The sequence below is a fragment of the Hydrocarboniclastica marina genome, from assembly GCF_004851605.1.
Taxonomy (GTDB): Bacteria; Pseudomonadota; Gammaproteobacteria; order Pseudomonadales; family Oleiphilaceae; genus Hydrocarboniclastica; species Hydrocarboniclastica marina.
Genome location: NZ_CP031093.1, coordinates 1214182 through 1231138 on the forward strand (window position 1 = coordinate 1214182; position 16957 = coordinate 1231138).

Genomic DNA, 16957 nt, shown 5'->3' on the forward strand with positions numbered 1-16957 from the left:
CCATTTTTTTCGCCGGATCAGTAGTTTTTGCTGATTCGGTAGTGTAACATTCGCTCCCGCTTGAGACGCTAATCGGCACCAACCAGAGCCGTAGGCAGATTGTCTCAAAGCAACGAGTTTCAGCCTTTCGTCGGGGCGTAGCGCAGCCTGGTAGCGCACTAGCATGGGGTGCTAGGGGTCGAAGGTTCAAATCCTTCCGTCCCGACCATTATTTTGAGAAAGCCCGGTCCCGAAAGGTTCCGGGCTTTTTTTCGTCGATCCGGTGCAGCCACGCTTGCAGTGAGCTGTCGCCGGCTTGTGCCCGGTTACTGCAATCGGCCGCGCGATCCTCTAATAATCAGTAACCCTCCTCCTATCGCTTCAGTGTGCGGGCTCACCCTGTTCAGCATACATCTGCGTTTACTGCTGCCGATCAATTCATGCCGTCTCCCGTTTATAAAGAAGCTTTCTCTGCTCTGGCGGAATGCGTCATCGCCGCCTACTTTAAAGGCTACTCGTCTGAATGGCTGAACTCGCGCGGGGTCAAGAAAAGCTCACGATGGCCGATATAGAAGTATTCAATTTTCACCGGAGTTGTTCATGTTCAATACTCGCCTGAAAACAGAACTGCAGGAGCAGAGCGCCGAGTTGTTCCTGTTACGGCAGCTGAGTGAACAGATGAATAAGGGCATGTTGTCCATCAGGCTTGACGCCAACATCTGTGTATCCACGTGCAACACGGCATTTGCCAGCGCATTGGGTTTTGCCGCGAATGATCTCACGGGTCGGCCGCTATCTGAGCTTGTTCCTCCGTATGTCAAAGACCTGCCTTGTTTCCGCGAGTTCAACAAGGCATTAGCGAAGTTTGCCCCTGTCTCTGATGACTATCGGTATTTACGTGCAGATGGGACGCTCGCCTGGCTGAACCTGAACTGGTTTCCCATCCGGGGTGAGGACGGTTCGCTCGCTCATATTCAGGGATACGGGCGGGAGGTAAGCAAGTCGATTGAGCAAGCGAAGGAGGCTGATGCTTTTATCGATGCGCTGATCCGTTCCACCGCCGTGATTCAGTTTAATCTCGACGGCACGGTGATCACCGCTAACGCACAGTTCCTGCAGACCATGGGCTACAAACTCGATCAGATCGTCGGAAAACACCACCGCATGTTCTGTACTGCAGATGAAGCATCTTCGCAGCAGTACGAAGCGTTCTGGCAGCGGCTCAATAGCGGCGAGTACGTGGCCGACCGTTTCCGGCGGCTCGACAGCAGCGGTCGCGAAGTATGGCTTGAGGCAACCTACAATCCAGTGCACGACGCGGAGGGTAAGCTTTTTAAAGTGGTCAAGTTTGCCAGTGTTGTCACCGATCAGGTTGATCGCGAAACCCAGGTGCGTGATGCCGCGGGCATTGCCTTCGAGGTTTCCAGGAAAACGGATTCGAGCGCCGAGCAGGGTGCAACGGTCGTCCAGCAGACTGTAACGACCATGCAGGGAATCGCGTCGCAGATGCAATCGGCTACTGAAAGCATTGAGGCCCTGGGCAAACAGTCATTGTTAATCAGCACGATCGTCAAAACTATCGGCGACATCGCTGCCCAGACCAACTTGCTGGCACTCAATGCGGCTATTGAAGCAGCGCGTGCCGGCGACCAGGGGCGCGGATTTGCGGTGGTCGCTGACGAGGTTCGGCAGCTGGCGGGTCGCACCAGCACAGCTACCGAAGAAATCGTAAGCGTAGTGCAGAAGAACCAGACCCTTGTGGATACTGCCGTCAGCCAGATGTTCAGCAGCCGGGAACAGGCCGAGCAGGGTCTGGCCCTGGCCAGCCAGGCTGGGAACGTGATTATGGAGATTCAGAAGGGCGCCAAACAGGTCGTGGGCGCCGTCGGCCAGTTCACAAACGAACTGCTCTGATTCTAACGCTGGCTTCCGCCCGGGCGCCGGCTTGCCGGCAATCAGGTTAAGCCGGCGCCACGGCTAGCCGCGAGCTTCCCGGGACTCACTCCCATGGTGCGCCCGTTCCGCCGCTCGATCGTTCAGGTCGAGCTGCCGGAGTTCTTGCCGGGCCTGACGAAGCACGGTAACCGCCGAGGTCAGACCGAGGCTGGCCATCAAGGCTGCGACGAGCAGGTCTGGCCAGGCAGAACCTGTACCCAGCACGCCCAAAGCGGCCGCCAGCACGGCCAGATTGCCGATCGCGTCATTACGACTGCAGAGCCACACAGAGCGCATATTGGCATCGCCGGAGCGGAACGCGTACAGAAGCAGTGCTACGAGCACGTTCACCATAAGGGCCAGAGTGCCGATGATGCCCATGGTCATCGGCTCGGGCGGCTGCCCCTGGATAGCGTTCCAGCCCGCCACGCCCAGAATCGCGATGCCATAGACTGCCATGGTCGCGCCCTTCACGAGTGCGGCTCGGGCGCGCCAAAGCAGACCCATCGAGAGCACCAGCAGCGAAATGGCGTAATTGGCCGCGTCGCCCAGGAAGTCCACCGCATCCGCCAGCAGTGAGACCGAGCCTGCACGCGCGCCTCCCACGATTTCAACGAAGAACATTGCGCCGTTTAAAACCAGCGCCACCCATAGTATCTTTCTGAAACGCGAGTCCTCCGGACCCGGGGCCGAACAACTGTTCTCGCAACATGAACCGCTCATCGCACACTCCTGTCAGGTGTCATAGGGCCATTAGAAACCCTCTAGCGACCACAGGGTCAAGAGCTGCGAGGTCTTCGGCTGTTTGTGGCCAGGGCGGCTCAAGCAGAAAAAGCCATTCCCGGCGTCGCCTTACCGAGCCGCAATATTTACTTCCGGAATGGGGCCGAAACCAGGACCAGAGGTATAGTCTGCGTATTGGCGTATTGGCGTATTGGCGTAAAGGATGAGGATCAAAGGATGAAAGATAAGGCAACGGAGATGCTTGAAGGGATAGCCGACTACCTCAAAGATAATGCGCTGCGGCTGGCAACGGCCGAGTCATGCACGGCGGGGCTTGTTGTTTCCGAGCTGGCCCGTATTCCAGGTAGCGGCGGCTGTCTCGATTGTGGCCTTGCGGTCTACTCGCCCGAGTCGAAAAACCGCTATCTCAACGTCAGCTTCGAGACCATTGACCAGCACGGGCTGACCAGCGAACCGGTCGCTCTGGAGATGGCGATGGGTGCCATCGATCGCAATGATGCGAACATTGCGCTGTCGAATACTGGCGTGGCAGGACCCGCCTCGGGCGACGACGATACCCCGGTCGGCACCGTCTGCTTTGCCTGGGCAGTCCGGCGCCGCGACAAGACCCTTACGTATACTGAAACCCGGCACTTTGACGGTGACCGCAACGAGGTACGCCTGGCTGCAGCTCATTACGCGCTGCAACAGCTACCGCGTTATCATCGCAAAGCTATGGATGAGAGCTAATTTTCTAGGAGGAGAAACCTGATGAGCACGCAACCCAACCCTGAGGCTCAGCAGCAGGTCATCACAGCGCTCAAGTCGCGGCCCAGCATTGATCCTGTGGAGGAAATCAACCGGAGAGTGACATTCCTGCGCGAGCATATGGAGGCCTCAGGGCAGCATACGCTGGTGCTGGGTATCAGCGGCGGCGTCGACTCTTCCGTAGGCGGTCGCCTGGCACAGAAGGCCGTTGAGGCTGCGCGCAAGCAAGGCATGGATGACGCCAGGTTTGTCGCTATGCGCCTGCCTTACGGTGAACAGCAAGATGAAGCGGATGCCCAGATGGCGCTGGAGTTCATAGGGCCGGATGAAGTGCTTACGGTCGATGTCAAACCCGCGAGCGACGCCATGCTGAACGCGCTGGAGCAGGGCGGTCTTGAGTTCCGGGACGCGGGCCATCGTGATTTCGTGATGGGCAACATTAAAGCCCGGCAGCGCATGGTGGCGCAGTACGCCGTCGCCGGTGCCCGATCCGGGCTTGTCATCGGTACCGATCAGGCGGCTGAAGCTTTGATGGGCTTCTTTACCAAGTATGGCGACGGCGCCTGTGACCTGACGCCACTGACAGGCCTGAACAAACGCCAGGTTCGGGCACTCGCCCGTGCGCTTGAAGCGCCGGCGAGACTGGTGGAAAAGCACCCCACGGCTGATCTGGAGACGCTCACCCCGGGCAAAACCGACGAGGATGCCTTCGGTATCCGTTACGATGAGATCGACGACTTTCTCGAAGGGAAGCCGGTCAGCGATAATACGCGGGCTGTTATCCTGAAGGCCTACAAAAATACCGAACACAAACGGAACCTGCCGTTGGAGCCGCTCTGAGTAAGGTTCTCGGTGTCGCTTCAGTGATGTGAGTTCAGCGACAGGCATGGGCGGCACAGCCACGCGTCGGATTTGAGGTGGGGCAGACTCATGGAGTACGCTCGAACTTCCAGACAGGCATTCACAAGGAGGAGAAGGCATGAAGCGATTGATACTCTCGGCAGGTGTGATCCTGCTGGCCAGCCCGCTGGCGTTCGCAAGCGACGCGCAGATCTGTAATACCCACCTTGAAGAACTGCAGGGGCACGACGTGGAGAAGCTGCGTAAACCCAGCAGGCATCAGGTCGAGAATCACATTGAACTCGCGAAAAAGGCGGAAGAGTCCGGCGACTACAAGAACTGCATCATACACGCGAGCAAAGCGCTTCAAGAGCTCGAGGCGCCTGGCCCGCCTCACACCAGTGAGCGTGGTGGTTCAGACAACTCAAACCGGTAAGCTGCGAGCATAAGCCGGCGGCATGCACCTTCAGCTTCCGCCGGCGCTTCTGCTCCCATTGTCTTCGCAGTCACTGAATCCCGCATGAGCTTACCGCTGACTCTCAAGCTCGGCGTCGTAGGCAAGCCTCTCAATCAGCGCACTGGTCAGGTCGAGATCGTACTCCCCCGCAATGTCCAACAGGCGAACCAAAGTGTCGGCCAGATAGCGTTCAGTATCTCCGTCGCTGCCGCTGTTGCTTTCCAGATTATCCTTCAGGGCTGCGAGCGATTCTGCCAGTCCCGCCCGGAGCAGTTCCCGTTTTTGCGGCTGGTCACTGCCGGGCTGGTCCGAGGCGCGCCGGCCACCCGGGAATTCGCTGGCGGGGCGGCAGCAGGTATGCGTCAACTCCAGCAGCACCTGAAAATGTAGCAGGGCCTCTTTTATGGCGGACGGGTCGATCCCGGCCCTGTCAGAAACAGCCGAAATCGTATTAGATGCCGGTACCCCGAGTTTATTCCTTTGCCGCATAGACGTTCTCGAAACCATGGAGGGCTCCTTCTCTCGCAATCCATTAGCTGGTTCAGACATCTATTCATCATAGGCGCCTCGCCACCAGGTTGAACAGGTCGAGTTAAAACCTGGTCGAAAGTCCTTGTTTGTCCAGCCTCAGGCACCTGAAGTGCGGAAGTTCATATTTTGACTCTGATCTGGTTGTCAGAATTTTCGTTAGCCATCGGCTTGAACAATGGTACAGTGACCCGTGTGAGCGGGGCAGGCCCGGCACATCAACCATGCACGCTCAGGATGAGCTCTCCCCATTCCAGGCGAAAGTGGAGCCTCCTCCGTTGCACAAAAACGAAAGCGATCCCGCCAAGCCTACGTCTGTTATTTTCAAAGCTGCCGTCGCTCTTATTCTGGTCGTACTGGTTGGCATGTCGCTGCTCGGTGTCCTCAGCTACAGCGTCTACGACGCCAAAACAGAACTGATCGGGCGCTCTTTCAATTTTGAAGTCGACCGGAAGGCCATGGAGTTCGAGCGGGAAGTCCGGCTGAATCTGGAGATTATGTTCGCGCTCAGGTCAGGTCTGGCCCTGCTGCCGGTAGTGAACCGCGGCGTGTTCCACGAACTTACCGCGGATGTTCTGAGGCGTGCGCCAGCCATACACGGTTTCGCCTATGCGCCCTGGCTGGAAGATAAGGACCGGGCGGACTTCGAGCGTGTCATGCAGACCGAGTTCTCGGCGTTTGAGCTGACACAGGTCTCAGGCAATGGCGGCACAGACACCGCCTCCGAGCGTTCCAGATATGTGCCTGTACAGTACATCGAGCCCCTGAAACTGAACCGGGCAGCGCTGGGCTTTGATCTGGCCAGCGAGCCTAACCGACTGGCGGCCCTAAGGGCGGCCCGGTTAAGCGGGGAAATGGTCGCTACAGCCGGCCTTACCTTGGTCCAGGAAACCGAGAACAAGCGCGGCATCCTGGTCTTCACGCCCCTGTATCACGGCAATCCAACCACGCCGCAAGGACGCCGTGCCGCGCATTACGCTTTCATCAACGGTGTCTACCGGATCGAGACATTGTACGAACAGTCTATTGGTGCCGTAGCGAGTGGTAATTTCCTGGTGCGCATTATCGACGTCACCGATGGTATTGAAGACGTACTGTTTGCCAGCGGCAACCCGCGGGATGAGCGCTGGCGGTCCGATATGGCGCGTGTGGAAATACTACCTGACGTCGCGGGGCGGGAATGGGCGGTTGAGGTCACGCCAACCGAGGAGTATATCTCCAGCCAGCGTGGCTACCTGCCCACGCTCATTATGGTATCGGGGTCACTGTTGCTGGTCTTGATGGCAAGCTATGTCCTGTTTACGGTTCAGCGTAACAACGAGCTGCGCAAAACCAAGCAGGAGCTTGAGCAGGTATCCCTTACCGACGGCCTCACGGGCCTGGCTAACCGGCGCCATTTTGACCAGTACCTGGAGCAGGAGTGGACGCGGGCTCAGCGAGATGGCTTGCCGCTCTCGCTCATCCTGATTGATATCGACTATTTCAAGCCCTTTAACGACGAGTATGGGCATCCGGCAGGTGATGAGTGCCTCAAGCGGGTAAGCGATGTGTTGCGGACGGTTTCCCGTAGACCGGGGGATCTGGTTGCTCGATATGGCGGCGAAGAGTTTGCGCTTATCCTGCCACAGACCGACACGGCCCAGACCGTGGCGGAAGCCTGTCGATTGGCGGTTGAGGCATTGTCGATTCCCCATGCGGCCTCCGGTACTGCCCCGGTGGTCACAGTGAGTGCCGGGGTTTGCACGCTGGTGCCCCAGCCGGGAATGAGTCCGGGTCTGCTGACACAGAGTACCGATGTTGCACTTTACGAGGCAAAAGCCAAGGGACGGAACCGCACGCATATGATGAAAGTCGCGTCGGTTGATATCGAGAAGACGCGAACCCAGGGCGATAATCCCACCTGAAAGGTCGCAGGTTTGCTGCGCCAGCCACAGCGGCTCAGTGGTGGTGGTTCAGGTAGAATTGCTCGAATTCCCAGGCATTAACCGCTCTACCATAGTAAAAGCCCTGGGCCCCCTCGCAACCATTAAGTGAGAGAAATGCCACCTCATCGGCTTCCTCCACACCTTCAGCGATCACGCGCAGATTCAGGCTCTGGGCCATGCGAATCACTGCCTGCACGATGGCTGCCTTGTCTGTGTTGGCGCCGAGGCCGCGAATGAAACTCTGGTCGATTTTCAGCTCATCCACGGGCAGATCCTTGAGATAACTCAGGGACGAATAGCCCGTCCCGAAGTCATCCACGGCGATGCGGATGCCCCGCGCCTCAAGGGCCCGTACCCGGTCCGTAGCGCCAACGACGTCGCTCATCAGTATTGACTCGGTCAGCTCCAGCTGCAGTTGGTCGGCCTGCAGATCAAAGCGAGCCAGCAGCTCGTCGATGTGGTCCAGCAGGTTTTCATACTGAAGCTGTACGATAGATACGTTCACCGAAATGCGGATGGGTGCGTGCCCCTCGTTGAGCCAGGTTCGCGCTTGCCGACATGCTTCTTCGAGGATCCAGTTACCGATGGTGATCATGATTTCCCGGCTGCTTTCCGCCACCGGAATAAAACGGGCGGGAGGGACGAAACCGAGCTCGGGGTGATGCCAGCGCAGTAGCGCTTCCGCCCCGGTCACCAGACCGGTGTCTAAAGCAATCTGGGGCTGGTAGTGTAGCTCAAGCTGATCGGCTGAGAGCGCCCTGCGCAAGTCGCCCTGCAGCGCACGTCTTTCGGCCGCGCGTTTGTTCATTTCCGGAGCAAAGAACTGCGCATTGTTGCGCCCCAGTGTCTTGGCCTGATACATAGCGGTATCAGCGTGTTTGATCAACGTTTCTGCATCGTCACCGTCCTCTGGGAACACACTGACGCCAACGCTGGTAGAGATATCAACGGTGTCAGAGCGGATATCATAGGGCGCGCTCAGACTTCTGGTGATGGTGGCGCCCAGCTCGCTGAGTGCCTCCAGCGATTCAAAGCCACTCACCAGAATCACGAACTCATCACCGCCTAGCCGGCTTACCGTATCCGTCTCCCTGACACAGCTCTGCAGTCGGTGGGCCACGAGCTTCAGAAGCTCGTCCCCGGCTGAGTGGCCGAGCATGTCGTTCACGTCCTTGAACAGGTCCAGATCAAGATAGAGAACAGCAACAGACGTACCGTCACGGCGCGCATGGGTCAGTTCATAGTTCAGTCGATCAGTCAGCAAGGTTCGATTTGGCAGGCCGGTCAGAGGGTCATGGGCCGCCAGGTGTCCGAGCTGAGCGGTGAGGGCGCGGACCCGGCTGACGTCCCGAAAAGTGGTAACGACCCCAAGAAACTCTCCCGCCGTATTGTTCAGCGGGGCTGCGACTTCATCAGCAGGAAATTGGGAGCCATCGCGGCGCGTCAAAAGTACTTCGCCGGGATAATGGGCCTGCTTGCCCGTTCGGGTGACGGTTCGGATCAGGCTTTCAAGAGGTTGCTGGCGCGCTTCATCGACCGTAACCAGCACCTCGCTGGCCGGTCGCCCTTTCGCATCAGCCAGGTTCCAGCCGATCATTTCTTCCGCAGCCCGGTTGAGGTACACAATGCGCCCGTCCCTATCAGTGCTGGCGACGCCGTCACCAATGCTGCCAAGTGTGACCTCCAGGCGCTCTCGCTCGTCGGCAAGCGACTGATTCGCGCTCGTCACATAGGTCGCGACGCCCTCGACAATCGCCTGATCAAGCGCCTGATTGAGGAACAGCAGTTCCCCATGAGCGAGTTCGCCGACGCGGGGCACCAGTTTATGCAGGATGACCGAACGTAGAAGGGCGTACTCGCAGGTCACTTCCTCCAGAGAGTAGCCCAACTGCCAGCGTTGTTCGGCATGGTGTTTCGGGCCCTCCTCGGGAACGTCAGCCTGCGATCTCATCTCCGTGCTGCGGGCAATGTCCTCCAGTATTCTGGGAATATTGTTGCGTTGATCTTCACGCGAAAGGTTACGTGCGGATTCGATCTTGAGGCGGTCGAGGCGATTCCATTCCTCTAGAATGTTCTCGCTCTCGTCGCGAAGGAACTCATGTAACCGCAACGATGGCTGTTCTTTGTCGGAGTCTCGATACATAAGTAGTGCGCCTTCAATGGCTGACGGGTCAGGTAGCGGGATCCTTCGGGCTACTTCGAGTGTCAGTGCTACTTCTTGGCAGGGTACTGGGCCTGGGTCAGCAGACCGGCGAGGTGGGCGCAATTCTGCACCAGAGCCCTGGTAGCGCTTGCGACGGCGGCGGGTTGTTCTGGCAGATCCTTGTAATCGGTGCCGCCCATGGCCTCGCCGGTCCAGTACGTAGAACAGCTCGCCGGAATCGAGAAACCGACGTCGTTCAGTCCCTGAAATAGCTGCGACACAACATTGTGCGCCCCGTCCTCATTGCCGACCACGGCCACCGCGGCGACATGGCCATAGGCCACTTGCCGCCCGCCGTCGTCAGTTTCGCCAAGGAACGCATCTATGCGCTCCATCACCCGTTGGCACACGCTGGAAGGCTGGCCCATCCAGATTGGGGTGCCCATCACCAGAATGTCGGCGTCCAGAATCTGTTGACGGATCTGCGGCCATTCATCGCCTTTCCCTTCGTCGGACGTAACTCCTGGCAGGAGGTTATAGTCGACCGCCCGCAATACAGGGCAGTCGATTCCGTGCCGCTGGAACTCTTGCTGCACCTGGGAAAGCAGCAGCCCGCAGGATGATTCTTCAGGAGATGGCTTTAGCGTGCAGTTCAACGCGATGGCTGACAGTGACATGGCTCAGTCCCTTTTTACGGTTTGCTCCTTGTCGCCGGGGCTGGCCCCGGAAACGATAACTCGCTAACAGTATCGGGGTTCATATTGCGACTGACAACGTGTAAACCGTCCTTTGGGCCTACTCTTACTGGGCCTTAACCGGACCGTAAAGTTTGCGGCTCAGTGGCCAGATCCCGACAGGAAGTGCAGAATTTTGCTATCAAACCGTGCCTGTGCTATCGGTTGGTCTCTACTTGACAGGAGTTCGAAATGGTCGGTGATAGGGATGTGCTGGTGATCCATGACACCCGTATGCTTGCGCATCAGCCAAACGCAGAAGAGCCGTTCATTCCTGGCAAGCTCGACAGCCGTGTGCAGGCCATGCTCAGTGGGTTGTTTGAGGGCGCGGTGAAAAAGTGGAGCTATCCCGAACACCCCGGACGCCTCTCGGCCATTACCGACCTGCTGATGCTCGAACCCGTGCCGGGCGTCGGTTTTGGCGTCGCGCGCGCGGCCACCCATGAAGAACTGGGCCGGGTTCACACGACGTCCTATCTTGAAAATATCTTTGCACTCCGCGGCAAGCAGGCCTGGCTCGATGTGGACACGACGGCCGTCTCGCCTGGCAGCGTAGACGCCGCGGAGCTTGCGGCAGGTGCCGCGATAAATGCGGTGGAGGCGGTGGTCCAGGGGCGCACAGGTAGCGCTTTCGCTCTCTGCCGCCCCCCCGGGCACCATGCCGAATCAGTACGGGCGAGAGGGTTTTGTCTGTTCAACAACGTGGCCGTCGCAGCAGCCCACGCCAGGGCAGAGCTCGGCTGCGAAAGGGTGCTGATCGTCGACTGGGACGTGCACCATGGCAATGGCACCCAGGAAATTTTCCTCGCATCGCCCGACGTGCTTTTTTTCGATACCCATCGCGCCGCTCCTTTCTACCCCGGCTCGGGCAATAAGGAGGAGATCGGTCAGGGTTTGGGGGAGGGCACCACGATCAACGTACCGCTCCCCGCCGGTTGTGGTGACCCGGCTCTGATCAAGGCGTTCCGGGAGATCCTGGTGCCGGCGGCGGAGTGGTTCAAGCCCGACCTGATTCTGGTGTCTGCCGGCTTCGACCTGCACCGGCTGGATATGTGCATGAATCTCAGCTTTGACGGTTTTGCCGCGATGACGGGCATCGTCCAGGAACTGGCGGACCGGCTCTGCAATGGTCGCCTGGTGATGGTGCTGGAGGGCGGCTACAACCTCGAAGCCCTCGCCCGCGGCGTCCACACCGTGCTGGAAGTCATGGCCGGTGGTGACTATCCCGAGATCGTAGAGCCCGGGGTCAAGGAGGTGGCGGAAATAGCGGCCTACCACAAGGATGCCTTCAGCTAGTTTCCCGTGTGGTTAATTCGCTCACCTTACGCCGACCCCTATGCGTTAGCCTCCCTGGGGTCCGCCTGAAGCGTGCAGGCGCGGCGAATAGTCCACGCCAGTCAGTGCAACGGAAAGGTCCCAAAGCCGCCGCCCGATCCCGGGGTCCTGCGCATAGCGGCTGATCCGCGCCCGCCCTGGTGTTCCAATGGTTTCGAATAGCCGGTTGGGGCCGTAATATCCGCCAGCTTCCACTTCCGGCGCGGTGGCCGCGTAAAGGGTGGGCAGTGCACCGCTTTCAGCACTCTGGGTCACGAACGGCATCGCCTGCTTGATAAGCGATCCCAGCTTGAGCGGGGACTGGCCGATCAGGCCGACATTGGCCAGGTTGGTATTGGCCAGCCCGGGATGGCAGGCGACCGAGACTGTTTTCGCGCCGCGTTTCGACAGATGGCGTTGCAGCTCCTGGGCAAAGATCAGGTTGGCCACTTTACTCTGGGCGTATGACCGCGCCCGGTTATAGCCGTGTGTAAGCGTCGGGTCCCGAAAGCTGATGCGGCCCGACCGGTGGGCCAGGCTGCTGATGGTGACGACCCTCGATCCCTCCACCTCAACCATGAGGTCCAGCAACAGCCCGGTCAGGGCGAAGTGACCGAAGTGGTTGGTGCCCAGATGCATCTCGAAGCCGTCTTCGGTGAGGCTGCGCGGAAGCCACATGACGCCCGCGTTGTTAATGAGCAGGTCCAGCTTCTTGTGGTGCTCGCGTACCTGAGCGGCCGCTTTCGCTACCGACGCCTGGCTCGAAAGATCCAGGTGCAGCGTTTCCAGCACGGCGTGGGGCGCACTGCGGTGAATATCCACGACCGCATCCGCAGCCCGATCGGCGTTGCGGCAGCCGAGAATAACGTGAGCGCCTTTCTGCGCCAGAGCCCGGGCCGCCTCCAGCCCTATGCCGCTGTTCGCACCGGTGACCAGAGCGGTACGGCCTTTTTGGGAGGGCATGTCATCTGGCGTCCACTTCATCAGGTGTGCTCCTTTTTCTGCATCAGTTGGCGTTGAACCGGGACAATTATGAATCTGGCGAACCCGTCTTCACACGGCGTTATCGGCCAGGCCAGCTATTGTCCGGTTTCTGTTTCGCCTTCAGGTTGGGGGTCAGATCCGGATCGCGGTTCGGGTGGTTGAACATCACCGTCCAGGTCGGCCTCGAAAGCGTTGACGAAAGCGTTCCTCAGTATGTTGATTATGCTTGTGAAAAGCTCGGGTTGCGGTCCCGACAAGTCGCCGTCGACGGGGATGCGTGTCGCCACCTGATCCCTGGGCTGGTTTTCGAACAGCTCAGTGATACCGCCAACCACGCCTTCCCATGCAATACGCAAGACATTATCACCCTGTTCCTCGACGTCCTCGTCCCAGTCGAAAACCTCGACATTCCTGAGTAAGGGCTTAATGTAGCCCGTCAGCCGCCCCGCCCGTGCGGCCAGCTCTACCACAAGATCCAGGCTGCCGGCCTCAAGGTCGATGGGTGTATGGACCCGAATAAAGTCGTCGATCGACGTCATTTCCAGATTGAGCAGTTTCCCTTTGAAGTCGAAGTAGGGAGGCTCCTTATAAGGGTCCATCTCAAGCGTGAAATCAAGCGATCCGTTGCGCATTACATCCGCCGTGGCGGTGAGCGTCGCGACCATTGATTCAGACAGTTCCCGGCTGTTTGTGAAGTTCACAAGCTCGGCGTCGAGATTGGTGAGGTAAAGATCAATCCTGGGGTCGCTGTCGGGCTTGCGGTAGTGTATTTCGCCCTGGCGAAGCTCTACCAGGTCAAACCTCAACGGGAAAAGTTCAGTCAGTATCTGCTGCCAGCTGGCCGGTTCGCCGGTTTGCTCGAAGCTTTCGGGTACCGTTTCTTCATCGGCCTTTTCGGGGTCTTCGGTGATAACGATATTGAGCGTCGGGTGTTGGAGCAGAATTTCACCTACCAGATGGCCCCTGAATAAGGCCGGCATCAGGATGGACAGGTCGATCTCTTCAGCAGAAAAGAACGGCGCGTAAACATCGCCCGAGGCTTTGTTTATTTCGACATCGTTGATGACATAGGCACCGCGCCAGATCGCAAGGTCGATGTCGCCCACCTGCCCGCTATAGCCCTCGGCAGAGGCCAGGGTCTGATTAACGTAGCGTTGCAGGTAAGAGGGCAGTGCTACACGGACGATGACGAGCAGCACAACGACAACGCCGAGAATCCAGAACACTTTGCGTTTCTTGTGGTGCATCTCAAGACTCCGCATTTCCATTGCAGTGAGTTGGTTTCGATCTGTCGCGGCAGGGCGGGATCCTTTCACCCCGGGCAGTGGCCAGACTTATCAAGGTGGCTGGCGAGCTTCAAGTTAATCGTGGGCTTATGAACAATAATTGTGTGCGCCGCGGCCCCGGCGCCACTGAGCCTGAACGATGTTTCATGCTGGCGCTCGGGTGCCGCCGTCACAGAGGTAGCGTGACCGGACGCGCTTCCGCGAGCACCTTGGGCATCGGCGCCCAGAAAAGCCGGGATAAAAGAACGGTTTGGGATTGGCTTCCACACCGGTTCCGTGCCAGTCTTTTTGCAAGGGATGATGCAGCCACTACGGGTCTGCGCGGGACGGCGGTTCCAGACCGGCATCGTTGCAGCGGTTCTGAAATTTCAGGGTTCACCATGAGAGCCGGTGCGGGCAAATTGGATAGGTGGAGCGGGAATGACCAGAGAAAACGACACTCAATGTGATCTGATGTTGTTCGGAGCCCTGGGCGATCTGGCTCAGCGGAAGCTGTTTCCGGCACTCTACCAGTTGCAGCGCGCCGGTTTGCTGGCACGCAACAGCCGTATTCTGGCGCTGGCCCGTAAAAAGCTCGATACCCAGAGTCTGCGCCAGCAGTTGCGGGACAAGCTGTCGGCGACGATACCTGGCCATGAACTGGAAGAGGCGGTCCTGGCTGAGTTTCTTGCCAAGATCGAGTACCTGCCGCTGGATATGGAGCAGCCGGCGGACTACGAGGCTGCGGCGCGCTGGCGAGACGAGAATCCTGTACCGCTGGTCGTTTACATGGCGACCCCGCCCTCCCTGTACGGCACCATCGCCGCTAACCTGCGCACGGCGAATTGCACCGGTCCCTCCACCCGGGTCGTTGTCGAGAAGCCCATAGGGCACGACTTTGCCTCGTCGCAGACTATTAACGATCAGCTCGCCGAGGTTTTTGACGAAAGTCAGCTGTTCCGTATCGACCATTACCTGGGCAAAGAAACCGTCCAGAATCTGATTGCCCTGCGCTTTGCCAACAACCTGTTCGCTACCCAGTGGAACCAGAACCAGATTTCCCATGTGGAAATCACGGTGGCGGAGAGCGTCGGCATCGAGGGCCGCTGGGGTTATTTCGACAAGGCCGGGCAGTTGCGTGACATGGTCCAGAACCACCTTCTGCAGCTGCTCTGTCTGATCGCCATGGATCCGCCTTCCGACCTCAGCGCCGACAGCATTCGGGACGAGAAGGTGAAAGTTCTCAAAGCGCTGCGACCCATCATGCCGGATATGATGGAAACCCACCTGGTGCGCGGCCAGTACACCGCCGGCTCATCCGACGGCCGCAGCGTGCCCGGCTATCTTGATGAAGAAGGCGCCGATCGCAGCAGCCACACCGAAACCTTCGTGGCGATCAAGGCCGAGATCAGCAACTGGCGATGGGCCGGTGTGCCGTTCTATATCCGCACGGGCAAGCGCCTGCCGGAAAAGCTTTCCCAGATCATCATCCATTTTAAACCGGCGCCCCACTACATCTTCGACCCGGACCAGAAACACCTGGCCAACAACAAGCTCATCATCCGGTTGCAGCCGGACGAGGGCATGTCCCTACAGATCCTGACCAAAGATCAGGGCCTGGAAAAAGGCATGCGCCTGCGGGAAGGTCCCCTTGAGCTGAGTTTCTCCGAGGCCTTCAGCACCGGCCGTATTCCCGATGCCTATGAGCGGCTTCTTTGGGAAGTCATGAAAGGCAAGCAGTATCTGTTCGTGCGACGAGATGAGGTCGAGTTCGCCTGGCGCTGGGTCGACCAGGTGATCAAAGCGTGGGAAGCTCATAGCGGGCCACCCAAACGCTACGCGGCCGGCACCTGGGGGCCAGTGGCCTCAATCGCCATGATCACACGCGACGGACGGAGCTGGTATGAGGACGCCTGAATCACCCATAGGCCTGCCCGAGAATATCGACTGGGTGACAGCGGTCGACCCGCCCACGCTGGCTTTGCGGTTGGCCAGACAGGTTGCTGATTTCCTCAATGCGGCAATAACTGAGCGCGGCAGAGCGACCCTGGCGGTATCAGGGGGCAGGACGCCAGTGCCTTTCTTCCGCGCATTGAGTTCGATGAAGCTCGACTGGACCAAAGTTGAGATCACCCTGGCCGACGAGCGCTGGGTAGCGCCGGCTCACCCCGACAGTAACGAGCGCCTCGTCCGCGAGAATCTGTTGGTGGGCGAAGCTGCATCAGCGCATTTCGTAGGGCTGAAGTCCGAGCCGTCGTCGGCCACACGGGGGCAGGAGAGCACGGAACGAGCCCTGGCAGAACTGGCCTGGCCGCTGGACGTACTGGTCCTGGGCATGGGCAACGACGGCCATACCGCCAGTCTTTTCCCCGATGCACCAGAACTGGGCGACGCCCTTGCGGTAGCCACGCAGCGCCGCTGTATGGCCCTGCACCCGCCCTCGGTACCCCAGGCCCGTCTGTCGCTGACGCGTTCGACCTTGTGTCAGGCCCGCCATGTACTGCTGCAGCTGCAGGGCAAGGAGAAAAAAGCTGTGCTGGAGAAAGCCCTCGTGAACCCTTGCCGGGAAGACGAAATGCCAATCCGGGCATTCCTCAGGCCAGGGCTGAAAATCTACTGGAACCCGTAACCGGTCCAGACCGGTAACATCTATCAAGTGATCGACCAGAGAGGGATGACCATGGCTTCGATTTCGCAACCGGTGACGCGCGCCAACGACCGCCAGCAACAGCTCGGTACCATTTTCAGCAGTTGTCCGCTGGTGCCGGTCATTACCATCCAGGATCCGGACACGGCTGTGGAGCTGGGCCGGGCCCTTGTCGCGGGCGGCTTACGCATTCTGGAGATTACATTGCGAACCGAGCACGGCCTTGGCGCCATCACTGCGTTACGGGAAGCGCTGCCCGATGTTTGGGTCGGTGCGGGCACCATAACGACTGTCGATCAGTACCAGGCAGCGGTCAAGGCGGGCGCGCAATTCGCGATTACCCCGGGCAGCACCCAGGCCCTGTTGCAGTATGGAACGACGGCAACCGCACCCTTGCTCCCCGGGGTAGCAACCCTGTCGGAGATTCTGCAGGCCTACGAGCTGGGCTATCGGGACTTCAAGCTGTTTCCCGCTGAGGTGGCGGGTGGCACTGCCGCGCTGAAGTCGTTTGCGGGACCGTTGCCGGATATCCGGTTTTGTCCGACCGGCGGGATCAAGCCTGAGACCGCTGCGGATTACCTGGCGTTGGACAATGTCATTGCGGTTGGGGGAACCTGGCTGACACCGCAGGACGCGGTGTCAGCCAGAGATTGGACGCGTATTTCGCAAATAGCGGAAGACAGCCTGCGCCGCTGCCGCGGTGCAGGTTGATTCG

General features: G+C 59.1%; 15 protein-coding genes and 1 tRNA gene. 10 read left to right on the top strand and 6 right to left on the bottom strand.

All coding sequences use genetic code 11. The features are described from left to right. Positions 1-131: 131 nt before the first annotated feature. A tRNA-Pro gene (locus soil367_RS05485) sits at positions 132-208 on the top strand. Positions 209-579: 371 nt separating this feature from the next. Beyond that, complete coding sequence (locus soil367_RS05490; RefSeq protein WP_136547699.1) at positions 580-1893, top strand: methyl-accepting chemotaxis protein; 1314 nt, start codon at positions 580-582, stop codon at positions 1891-1893. Between the two features lie 63 nt (positions 1894-1956). Here soil367_RS05490 and soil367_RS05495 read toward each other — a convergent pair whose 3' ends face one another. Then, the gene (locus tag soil367_RS05495) at positions 1957-2637 is read right to left on the bottom strand and encodes a cation efflux transmembrane domain-containing protein (RefSeq protein WP_136547702.1); all 681 of its coding nucleotides are present in this window, start codon (positions 2635-2637) and stop codon (positions 1957-1959) included. A gap of 237 nt (positions 2638-2874) precedes the next feature. Here soil367_RS05495 and soil367_RS05500 point away from each other — a divergent pair, with 237 nt between their 5' ends. From soil367_RS05500 to soil367_RS05510, 3 genes are all read left to right on the top strand, one after another. Then, positions 2875-3387 (top strand): CinA family protein, encoded by a 513-nt coding sequence (locus soil367_RS05500; protein ID WP_136547704.1) that lies wholly within the window; start codon positions 2875-2877, stop codon positions 3385-3387. Between the two features lie 21 nt (positions 3388-3408). Further along, positions 3409-4245, top strand: a complete 837-nt coding sequence (gene nadE, locus soil367_RS05505) for an ammonia-dependent NAD(+) synthetase (RefSeq protein WP_136547707.1) — start codon at positions 3409-3411, stop codon at positions 4243-4245. Between the two features lie 139 nt (positions 4246-4384). Next, positions 4385-4681: a hypothetical protein gene (locus soil367_RS05510; RefSeq protein WP_136547709.1), complete on the top strand. Its 297-nt coding sequence runs from the start codon at positions 4385-4387 to the stop codon at positions 4679-4681. Between the two features lie 90 nt (positions 4682-4771). On the opposite strand, the gene soil367_RS05515 is transcribed toward soil367_RS05510, so the two are convergent. Then, positions 4772-5209 (bottom strand): nucleoside triphosphate pyrophosphohydrolase family protein, encoded by a 438-nt coding sequence (locus soil367_RS05515; RefSeq protein WP_136547711.1) that lies wholly within the window; start codon positions 5207-5209, stop codon positions 4772-4774. Between the two features lie 299 nt (positions 5210-5508). On the opposite strand from soil367_RS05515, the gene soil367_RS05520 reads away from it, so the two are divergent. Further along, complete coding sequence (locus soil367_RS05520; RefSeq protein ID WP_172962275.1) at positions 5509-7134, top strand: sensor domain-containing diguanylate cyclase; 1626 nt, start codon at positions 5509-5511, stop codon at positions 7132-7134. A 34-nt stretch (positions 7135-7168) separates the two neighbouring features. Here the strand turns inward: soil367_RS05520 and soil367_RS05525 are convergent, their stop codons facing one another. After that, complete coding sequence (locus soil367_RS05525; protein ID WP_136547715.1) at positions 7169-9298, bottom strand: putative bifunctional diguanylate cyclase/phosphodiesterase; 2130 nt, start codon at positions 9296-9298, stop codon at positions 7169-7171. 68 nt (positions 9299-9366) lie between these two features. Beyond that, entirely contained in the window at positions 9367-9975 is a 609-nt protein-coding gene (locus soil367_RS05530) for a flavodoxin family protein (protein WP_136547717.1), read from the bottom strand. Between the two features lie 249 nt (positions 9976-10224). On the opposite strand from soil367_RS05530, the gene soil367_RS05535 reads away from it, so the two are divergent. Then, positions 10225-11328: a histone deacetylase family protein gene (locus soil367_RS05535; RefSeq protein WP_136547719.1), complete on the top strand. Its 1104-nt coding sequence runs from the start codon at positions 10225-10227 to the stop codon at positions 11326-11328. 45 nt (positions 11329-11373) lie between these two features. On the opposite strand, the gene soil367_RS05540 is transcribed toward soil367_RS05535, so the two are convergent. Both soil367_RS05540 and soil367_RS05545 read right to left on the bottom strand, forming a co-directional pair. Then, positions 11374-12330 carry an oxidoreductase gene (locus tag soil367_RS05540; protein WP_136547722.1) on the bottom strand — a complete coding sequence of 319 codons (957 nt, stop codon included), beginning with the start codon at positions 12328-12330 and terminating at the stop codon, positions 11374-11376. Positions 12331-12425: 95 nt separating this feature from the next. Continuing rightward, positions 12426-13577, bottom strand: coding sequence for a DUF748 domain-containing protein (locus soil367_RS05545; RefSeq protein WP_172962276.1), 1152 nt, complete (start codon positions 13575-13577; stop codon positions 12426-12428). Positions 13578-14036: 459 nt separating this feature from the next. Between soil367_RS05545 and zwf the strand changes: the two genes are divergently transcribed. The 3 genes from zwf to soil367_RS05560 are packed head-to-tail and all read left to right on the top strand — an operon-like array spanning position 14037 to position 16953. Further along, entirely contained in the window at positions 14037-15512 is a 1476-nt protein-coding gene (zwf, locus tag soil367_RS05550; RefSeq protein ID WP_136547726.1) for a glucose-6-phosphate dehydrogenase, read from the top strand. Next, positions 15499-16224: a 6-phosphogluconolactonase gene (gene pgl, locus soil367_RS05555; protein ID WP_136547728.1), complete on the top strand. Its 726-nt coding sequence runs from the start codon at positions 15499-15501 to the stop codon at positions 16222-16224. The genes zwf and pgl overlap by 14 nt, the downstream gene beginning before the upstream one ends. A 51-nt stretch (positions 16225-16275) precedes the next feature. Further along, positions 16276-16953, top strand: coding sequence for a bifunctional 4-hydroxy-2-oxoglutarate aldolase/2-dehydro-3-deoxy-phosphogluconate aldolase (locus soil367_RS05560; RefSeq protein ID WP_172962277.1), 678 nt, complete (start codon positions 16276-16278; stop codon positions 16951-16953). Positions 16954-16957 lie beyond the last annotated feature (4 nt).